Origin of the sequence: Saccharomonospora iraqiensis subsp. iraqiensis, assembly GCF_000430445.1 — a bacterium.
GTDB lineage: Bacteria > Actinomycetota > Actinomycetes > Mycobacteriales > Pseudonocardiaceae > Saccharomonospora > Saccharomonospora iraqiensis.
Genome location: NZ_KE387067.1, coordinates 1 through 8017 on the forward strand (window position 1 = coordinate 1; position 8017 = coordinate 8017).

Annotated in this window: 7 protein-coding genes and 1 pseudogene; 6 read left to right on the forward strand and 2 right to left on the reverse strand. The window is 71.8% G+C overall.

Annotated elements, in window-relative coordinates; all coding sequences use genetic code 11:
* Both ACTIR_RS0106530 and ACTIR_RS0106535 read left to right on the forward strand, forming a co-directional pair.
* On the forward strand, positions 1 to 1027 hold a 1027-nt coding region (locus tag ACTIR_RS0106530), incomplete at its 5' end, for a [protein-PII] uridylyltransferase family protein (protein WP_026453654.1).
* A 96-nt stretch (positions 1028 to 1123) separates the two neighbouring features.
* Positions 1124 to 1570: an acyl-CoA thioesterase gene (locus ACTIR_RS0106535; protein ID WP_026453655.1), complete on the forward strand. Its 447-nt coding sequence runs from the start codon at positions 1124 to 1126 to the stop codon at positions 1568 to 1570.
* A 69-nt stretch (positions 1571 to 1639) separates the two neighbouring features.
* Here the strand turns inward: ACTIR_RS0106535 and glnA are convergent, their stop codons facing one another.
* Complete coding sequence (gene glnA / locus ACTIR_RS0106540; RefSeq protein WP_026453656.1) at positions 1640 to 3064, reverse strand: type I glutamate--ammonia ligase; 1425 nt, start codon at positions 3062 to 3064, stop codon at positions 1640 to 1642.
* Between the two features lie 230 nt (positions 3065 to 3294).
* Here glnA and ACTIR_RS0106545 point away from each other — a divergent pair, with 230 nt between their 5' ends.
* Positions 3295 to 3780: an RDD family protein gene (locus ACTIR_RS0106545; protein ID WP_026453657.1), complete on the forward strand. Its 486-nt coding sequence runs from the start codon at positions 3295 to 3297 to the stop codon at positions 3778 to 3780.
* A 52-nt stretch (positions 3781 to 3832) separates the two neighbouring features.
* On the opposite strand, the gene ACTIR_RS0106550 is transcribed toward ACTIR_RS0106545, so the two are convergent.
* Positions 3833 to 4564 (reverse strand): DUF4191 domain-containing protein, encoded by a 732-nt coding sequence (locus tag ACTIR_RS0106550; RefSeq protein WP_026453658.1) that lies wholly within the window; start codon positions 4562 to 4564, stop codon positions 3833 to 3835.
* A 57-nt stretch (positions 4565 to 4621) separates the two neighbouring features.
* On the opposite strand from ACTIR_RS0106550, the gene ACTIR_RS0106555 reads away from it, so the two are divergent.
* The 3 genes and pseudogenes from ACTIR_RS0106555 to ACTIR_RS27440 form a co-directional block, all read left to right on the forward strand.
* Positions 4622 to 6763 (forward strand): ATP-dependent DNA helicase UvrD2, encoded by a 2142-nt coding sequence (locus ACTIR_RS0106555; RefSeq protein ID WP_052583744.1) that lies wholly within the window; start codon positions 4622 to 4624, stop codon positions 6761 to 6763.
* Between the two features lie 658 nt (positions 6764 to 7421).
* Positions 7422 to 7790 (forward strand): WhiB family transcriptional regulator, encoded by a 369-nt coding sequence (locus ACTIR_RS0106560; RefSeq protein ID WP_026453660.1) that lies wholly within the window; start codon positions 7422 to 7424, stop codon positions 7788 to 7790.
* Positions 7787 to 8017, forward strand: a pseudogene (locus ACTIR_RS27440) (hypothetical protein); the annotation flags it as partial. The gene ACTIR_RS0106560 and the pseudogene ACTIR_RS27440, both read left to right, overlap by 4 nt.

An 8017-nucleotide genomic window follows, 5' to 3' on the forward strand; every position in this document is an offset into this window, starting at 1 on the left:
GCTGCGCCGACACGAACTGCTGCGCGTGGCGAGTGCGGACCTGCTGGGGCTGCTCGACGTCGGCGACGTCTGTCACGCGCTGTCGTCGGTGTGGGCGGCGGTGCTCCGCAGCGCCCTCGAGGCGGCGGTCCGGGAGCGCGCCGCCGGGACGGACAGCCCGCCGGCGACCCTCGCGGTGATCGGGATGGGCCGGCTCGGCGGTGCCGAGCTCGGGTACGGCTCCGACGCCGATGTGCTGTTCGTGTGCGAACCGACCGGGGGCGCGAGCGAGACCGAGGCGGTGCGGTTCGCGACGACCGTGGCGGAGACGGTGCGCCGGGCCCTGGGCACGCCCAGCCAGGACCCGGCCCTCGAGGTGGACGCGGACCTGCGCCCGGAGGGGCGCAGTGGTCCGCTGGTGCGCACCCTCGACTCGTACCTGACGTACTACGACCGGTGGAGCGCGGTCTGGGAGGCCCAGGCACTGCTGCGGGCGCGGTTCGTGGCGGGGGACGCCGACCTGGGCGCACGTTTCCTCTCCGGGATCGAGCACCTGCGCTACCCGGAGGGCGGGTTGGACGCCGACCAGATGCGCGAGGTGCGCCGGATCAAGGCACGGGTGGAGACGGAGCGGATGCCCCGCGGTGCCGACCGGACCACGCACGCGAAGCTCGGCCGTGGTGGCCTCGCCGACGTGGAGTGGACGGCGCAGCTGATGCAGCTGCGGCACGCGCACGCCGTCCCCGGCCTGCGGACGACGTCGACCCCGGCGGCGTTGCGCGCGCTCGCCGACGCGGACCTGGCCGGGGAGGACGACGTGGCGGTGTTGATCGAGGCGTGGGAGCTGGCCACGCGGGCGCGCAACGTGGCGATGCTCGTGCGGGGGAAGGCGGTCGACCAGCTCCCGACGTCCGGCCGCGAGCTGGCGGCGGTGGCGCGGGTGTTCGGCTATTCCGCCGACGACGATCCGGGCGAGTTCCTGGACACCTACCGGCGGACCACGCGACGCGCCCACGCGGTGGTGCAGCGTCTGTTCTACGAGTCGTGAGTGTGCCCCGGTGCAGCCGTGTCCCCCCGGGTCAGGAGTGTCACAGTCGGGGTCACCGCCATGGGCCGGGCGCGGCGGGCGGCTTAAGGTGATCGCGTGACTGAGCAGGAGGCGTCGCGCACCCGGATCAGGGTGCGGCACTACGAGCTGGACACCCTTGGCCACGTCAACCAGGCGGTCTACCACCAGTACGCCGAGGTCGCCCGGTTGGACCTGTTCCACCGGGCGGGTGGGCACGACGAGATGCGCAAGGGCGGGGTCGCGCCCGTGCTGCTGGAGTCGCACATCCGCTACCGGCGCGAACTGCGCGACGGCGACGAGGTCGACGTGACCTGCCACGCCACGTTCGGCGACGGCAAGGTGTTCTGGATGGCCAACGAGATCATCCGGACGGACGGGACGCTGTCCGCCGAGATCAACTGCACGCTCGGGCTGATGGACCTGAACGCCCGCAAGCTCGTGCCCGCACCCCGGGACCGGATGGCCGAGGCGGGCGTCGACCTCGACGTGCTCTGCGGTCCGGCCGCCCCGGTTTCCGGCTGACCCGCGTTCCGGGCGCGTGACCCGGGGTCGGCACGCGGGGCCTTCCCCGGGGCACGGCACGGACGACGGTCACACGTCGTAGTAGAGGGCGAACTCGTACGGGTGCGGACGCAGCCGCAGCGGGTCGATCTCGTTCTCCCGCTTGTACGCGATCCAGCTCTCGATCACGTCCGGGGTGAACACGCCACCCTCGAGCAGGTAGTCGTGGTCCGCCTCCAGCGTGTCGAGCACGGTGCCGAGGTCGCCGGGGACCTGCTGGACGCCGTGGGCCTCCTCGGGCGGGAGCTCGTAGAGGTCCTTGTCGATCGGCTCCGGCGGCTCGATCTTGTTCCGGACGCCGTCGATGCCGGCCATCATCATCGCCGCGAAGGCGAGGTACGGGTTGCCCGAGGCGTCGGGGCAGCGGAACTCGATGCGCTTGGCCTTCGGGTTCCCGCCGGTGATCGGGATGCGCACGCACGCCGAGCGGTTGCGCTGCGAGTACACCAGGCTGACCGGGGCCTCGTAGCCGGGCACCAGCCGGTGGTACGAGTTCACCGTCGGGTTGGTGAACGCCAGCAGGCTCGGGGCGTGGGTGAGGATGCCGCCGATGTAGTGCCGCGCGGTGTCGGACAGGCCCGCGTAGCCCGCCTCGTCGTGGAACAACGGCGCGCCGTCCTTCCACAGCGACTGGTGGCAGTGCATGCCCGAGCCGTTGTCGCCGAACAGTGGCTTCGGCATGAAGGTGGCGGACTTGCCCGCCTGCCAGGCCACGTTCTTCACGATGTACTTGAACAGCTGCAGGTCGTCGGCCGAGTGCAGCAGCGTGTCGAACTTGTAGTTGATCTCCGTCTGCCCCGCCGTGCCGACCTCGTGGTGGGCCCGCTCCAGCTCGAAGCCGGAGGCGGTCAGCGTGTTCGAGATCTCGTCGCGCAGGTCGGCGAAGTGGTCGACCGGCGGCACCGGGAAGTACCCGCCCTTGAACGGGGTCTTGTAGCCGCGGTTGCCACCCTCCTCGTGGCGGCCGGTGTTCCACCAGCCCTCGACCGAGTCGATCTCGTGGAAGCTGGCGTGCTCGGAGGAGTCGAACCGCACCGAGTCGAACAGGTAGAACTCGGCCTCCGGCGCGAAGAAGACGGTGTCGGCGATGCCGGACTCGGTGACGTACTGCTCGGCCTTGCGGGCGATGTTGCGCGGGTCCCGGCTGTACGGCTCGTGCGTGAACGGGTCGTGCACGAAGAAGTTCAGCGACAGGGTCTTGTTCGTGCGGAACGGGTCGATGCGGGCCGTGGCGGGGTCCGGCAGCAGCAGCATGTCCGACTCGTGGATCGACTGGAAGCCGCGCACGGACGAGCCGTCGAACGCGAGCCCTTCCTCGAAGGTCTTGGCGTCGAAGGCGGAGGCGGGGATGGTGAAGTGCTGCATGACGCCCGGCAGGTCGCAGAACCTCACGTCGACGTAGCGTACGTCCTCGTCGGCGATCTGCCGGAGGACATCGTCTGGAGTAGTGGACACCCTCGGTGGCTCCTTCGTGTTCGAGCGTCGAGCTCGTGCGGCAGTGCTCCGGTGCTCGGGTGCTCTCTTCGGGTTGCGGTGCTCTCTTCGGCTCTGTGCGGTTCACGCTAAGCGGGCGGTGTTGCCCGACCGTCACCCGTGTGTTTCGCCGGTGTTAACGGTGGTCCGTCCGGTGTGTGCCCGGCTGACCAGGAATATCCGGCGTCGTGTCCACCGAATACCCTGGACGGGTGGCACGATGGACGGGCGAATGGCTCTCGACACTCTCGGACGGTGGGGCGGCGGACGGGCGGGAGCCGTCCCGGTGGCCCGGTGAACGACTCGGGCTCCCCGAGCGGGGGCCCCGGTCCGCGGCAGGCGGCGGGCGCCGGTTCGGCACGCTGCTCGTCGACCTCGTGGTGGCCTCGCTGCTGACGGCCCTGTTCTTCCCGCCCGACTATACGGATCCGGACGTGATGCAGGCCTACAACCTGTGGTCGCTGGCGATGTGGGCCGTGGTCACCGTGGTGCCCGTGACGTTCTCCGGGTTCACCCCGGGGATGGCGCTGACCGGTATCCGGGTGGCCCGGCTGGACGGCAGTGCCACGGTGGGACTGTGGCGCGCCGTCGTCCGGTGCGTGCTGACCTTCCTCATCGTCCCCCCGGCCGTCCGCGATCAGGACAACCGGGGCTGGCACGACCGGGCCACCGGCACCGTCGTCGTCACGATGCGCTGAGTGCACGGCCGTGGCGACCCGTGGTGACACCGCGGCGATCGCCGGGGGCGGGTCAGCGGCGGCGGGCGGAGCGCTGGACGTTGCGCATCTTCGCGTTCTGCGGCGCAGGCCCCTTCGGCATGGCGGCACCGCCGCGGTTACCGAGGGCGGACAGCTTCGTCTCGAGTGCGTCGACCTGCTTCGGCTTGAGGTTGCGCGGGAGTTTCATCAGGTGGTTCTGCAGTTTCCGCAGCGGGACCTGGCCCTCCTCGTTGCCGATCTGCACCTCGTAGATCGGCGTCTCCCCCACCAGCCGCGCGATGCGCTTCTTCTCCTGGGTGAGCAGGTTCCGGACGCGGTGCGGTGAGCCCTCGCCCACCAGGATCACGCCCGGTCCGCCGAGGACCCGGTGCACCGCGTCGAGCTGGGTCGTCGCGGCGACCGTCTGGGTGACCTTCCACCGGCCGCGCAGGTTGTCGAGCGCCCAGGCGGCGGCACCGGGTTGCCCATCCGCCCGGCTGTACACCGTCCGCTGCACCCGGCGCCCAAAAATGATCATGGCGGCGAGCGCGCCGAGCATGATGCCGATGGGCAGCAGCCACCACTGGATGCCGAGCAGCCAGCCGAGCCCGAAGACGAGCCCCACCATCACGAGGAACGATCCCAGCATCCAGGGGATGAGCGCCTTGTCCTCCTTGCGCTGCATTTTGAACGCCTGGAAGATCTGCCCCCGCCGCTCCTTGGAGGCGGCCCTCTTCTCGCGCTTGGCCTGCTTCGCGGCTTCCTTGTCCTGCTTTCCCGCCATGATTCCCAGAATACGGGCGGCCGGGGGGAGCCCGGTCCGTCGGTCCCCTCTGCGAGGATGCCGAACGTGGCAGGTGTGGTTCGGCCCGACCGGGAGCGGGATCCGCTCGCCGGTCTCGATCCCGAACAGCGGGCCGCGGCGGGGGCGCCGCGGGGCCCGGTGTGCGTCCTGGCCGGGGCGGGCACCGGGAAGACACGCACCATCACGCACCGCATCGCCCATCTGGTGCGCGCCGGTCATGTGAGCGCGAACCAGGTACTCGCGGTGACGTTCACCGCGCGGGCGGCGGGGGAGCTCCGCGACCGGTTGCGCAGGCTCGGGGTCGAGGGGGCGCAGGCGCGGACCTTCCATGCCGCCGCCCTGCGTCAGCTCCGGTACTTCTGGCCCCGGGTGGTCGGGGACACCCCGTGGGAGCTGCTCGACCACAAGATCCGCCTGGTCGGCAGGGCCGCCGCCACGCTCGACCTGCCCACCGAGGTCGAGGTCGTGCGGGACCTGGCGGGTGAGATCGAGTGGGCGAAGGCGAGCCTCGTCGGGCCCGAGGACTACCCGGCGGTGGCCGCGCGGCGCGGACGCGACGTCGGGCACCCCGCGGAGAAGGTCGCGGAGCTGTACCGGACCTACGAGCGCGCGAAGAACGACCGCCGACTGCTGGACTTCGACGATCTCCTGCTGCACACCACGGCCGCGGTGGAGGAGCACCGGAGCGTGGCCGACGAGTTCCGCGAGCGGTACCGCTGCTTCGTGGTCGACGAGTACCAGGACGTCACCCCGGCACAGCAGCGGCTGCTGGACGCGTGGCTCGGCGGCCGGGACGACGTCACCGTGGTCGGCGACGCCAACCAGACCATCTACTCGTTCGGCGGTGCCTCGCCCCGGCCGCTGCTGGACTTCACCCGCCGGTACCCGGACGCCACCGTGGTCCGGCTCGAACGGGACTACCGGTCGAGTCCCCAGGTCGTGGCCCTGGCCAACCGGGTGATCGGTGCGGCCCGGGGCAGACCCGCGGGCTCCCGGCTGACACTCGTCGGGCAACGCCCGGACGGGCCGGAACCGGCGTTCTCCGAACACCCCGACGAGGAGGCCGAGGCGGCCGCCGTCGCGGCGCGGGTCGACGAGCTGATCGGGGCGGGCACGGACGCGGGGGAGATCGCGGTGCTGTTCCGCGTCAACGCGCAGTCCGAGGCCTACGAGAAGGCGCTGTCCGAGCGCGATGTGCCGTACGTGGTGCGCGGTGGTGAGCGGTTCTTCGCCCGCACCGAGATCCGGCGGGCCATGGCGGCGCTGCGCACCGCCGCCGCACGTCCGGAGGAAGGGTCGGCCCCGGCTTCCGGTGCGGGGGAGGGCGACGGCCTCGTCCGCGTGGTCCGGGAGGTGCTGTCCCGGGAGGGGCTCACCGCGCGGGCCCCCTCCGGCGGTGCGGCGCGGGAGCGGTGGAACGGGCTGCGCGCGTTGCTCGATCTGGCCGAGGACCTGGCGGCGACGTCCGACAACGCCACCCTCGCCCGGTACGTCGCCGAGCTGGAGCAGCGGGCCTCCGCGCAACACCCGCCGGAGGTCGGCGGTGTCACCCTGGCGTCCCTGCACGCGGCCAAGGGGCTGGAGTGGGACGCGGTCTTCCTCGTGGGCCTGGCCGACGGCACGGTGCCCATCCAGCACGCGGACACCGACGAGGCGATCGAGGAGGAGCGCAGGCTCTTCTACGTCGGTGTGACCCGGGCCCGGGAACACCTGTCGCTGTCCTGGTCGCTGGCCCGCACCCCCGGCAGGCGCGCGCACCGCAGGCGGAGCAGGTTCCTGCAGGGGCTGGTCCCCGACGACCATCCGGCCTCGCGGGTGCGGGGCCGGCGGGGCGGCGGCGCGCCGAAGCCGGTGTGCCGGGTGTGTGGTGCGCCGTTGTTGTCCACCATGGACGTCAAGCTCGGCCGGTGCGGTCGGTGCCCGGCCGATGTGGACACCGACCTGCTCGCCCGGCTGCAGGAATGGCGGAGAGAGCGGGCGCGGGAGCTCAACGTCCCCCCGTTCGTGGTCTTCACCGACGCGACCCTCTCGGCGATCGCCGAGCAACGCCCGACCGACGAGAGTGCGCTGGTGTCGATCGCGGGGATCGGCGCGACGAAGGTGGAACGCTTCGGGGGTGAGGTGCTCGCGGTGGTGCGGTCCTCGCCCGACCAGGGGGACACGTCCGTGGGCCGATGAGGTCGACGTACCTCTCCGCGTAGGTCAGCGGGTCTCTCCGTGCAGGTCAGCGGGCATCGTACCGCCACGGCGGCGGAAATCCGACGCCGATCGGGCGGAAGCTCGAAAAATCGGTTGCCCCGGCCGTCCCGGCGCCATAGCCTGCAGAGCACTGGGTGAGTCGAGTCCCGGATCCCGGCACCGTCGGGGACCGTGGACGGAATGCGCGGAGAGGAGGTGCCGGCAATGAAGAGCGTCGAACCGACCGGCATCTCCGGCCTTTCCGTTTCCCCCGTCCTGTCCGCGGCTGCCGATGCGGGGGTGCGCGCGTGTCCGCGTACCCGTGCGGCTGTCCGTTGGTCCGTGTCGCGGCGGGTGGAGAGCGGTGTGCGCCGACCGCGTGCGCACCGTGCCGAGGCCGGCGTGCGGCATGCCGCCGCCGGCGTGCCGGTCCGTCGGATGATCGCCGACTTTCTGAACGCGAAGCAGCTCCGGGTTCCGCCGTGCCCACCGGGACGTGCTCCCTGACGAGTGTCAGAGGAACAGGCTCGCCAAGGCCGCGGAACCGACTCGGGTCCGCGGCCTTTTTGCTGTTCAGGGAGCCGACCCGGGCCGGTGTGAACCGGTCCGGGGAACCGATGACGAGAACACTGCCGAGAAGACACCAAGGAGAACGTCAATGCCTTCGGCAATCGCCTCCGCATCGCAGGAGGCGCCGACCGACGAGCGGGGGGACGGCGGTGGTGTCGCCGCCCTGCTCGACGCGGTGACCACGCCCGACGACGACCTGCCCTGCCGCGCGGGGGACGCGGACCTCTGGTTCGCCGAGGCCCCGGCGGAACTGGAGCGGGCCAAGCACCTGTGTGGCGACTGCCCGGTCCGGTCGTCCTGCCTCGCGGGCGCGCTCGCCCGGCGCGAGCCGTGGGGCGTCTGGGGCGGGGAGATCTTCGAACGGGGCGCCGTGGTGGCCCGTAAGCGTCCCCGTGGGCGGCCACGCAAGAACACCACGGAGACCACCGGAGAAAACCGCGAACGGAGCGCCGCATGAACACCGCCATCACCTGCGAGTACCGACAGCAGCCCGGTGGTCGGGGACGCCGTGCCCCCGGTGGCACCGGACGCGCGCACCCCGGCGCGGAGATCGACCTCAGGAGGGAGACCGCGATGTTGATCCACGAGGAACTGGTCCGGGAACGAATACGCGATCTGCGGCGGCGGTCCGCGGCGCGACGCGACGTGCGCCGTGCCCGGTCCGCGCGGCGCTGGGCGCGCCTC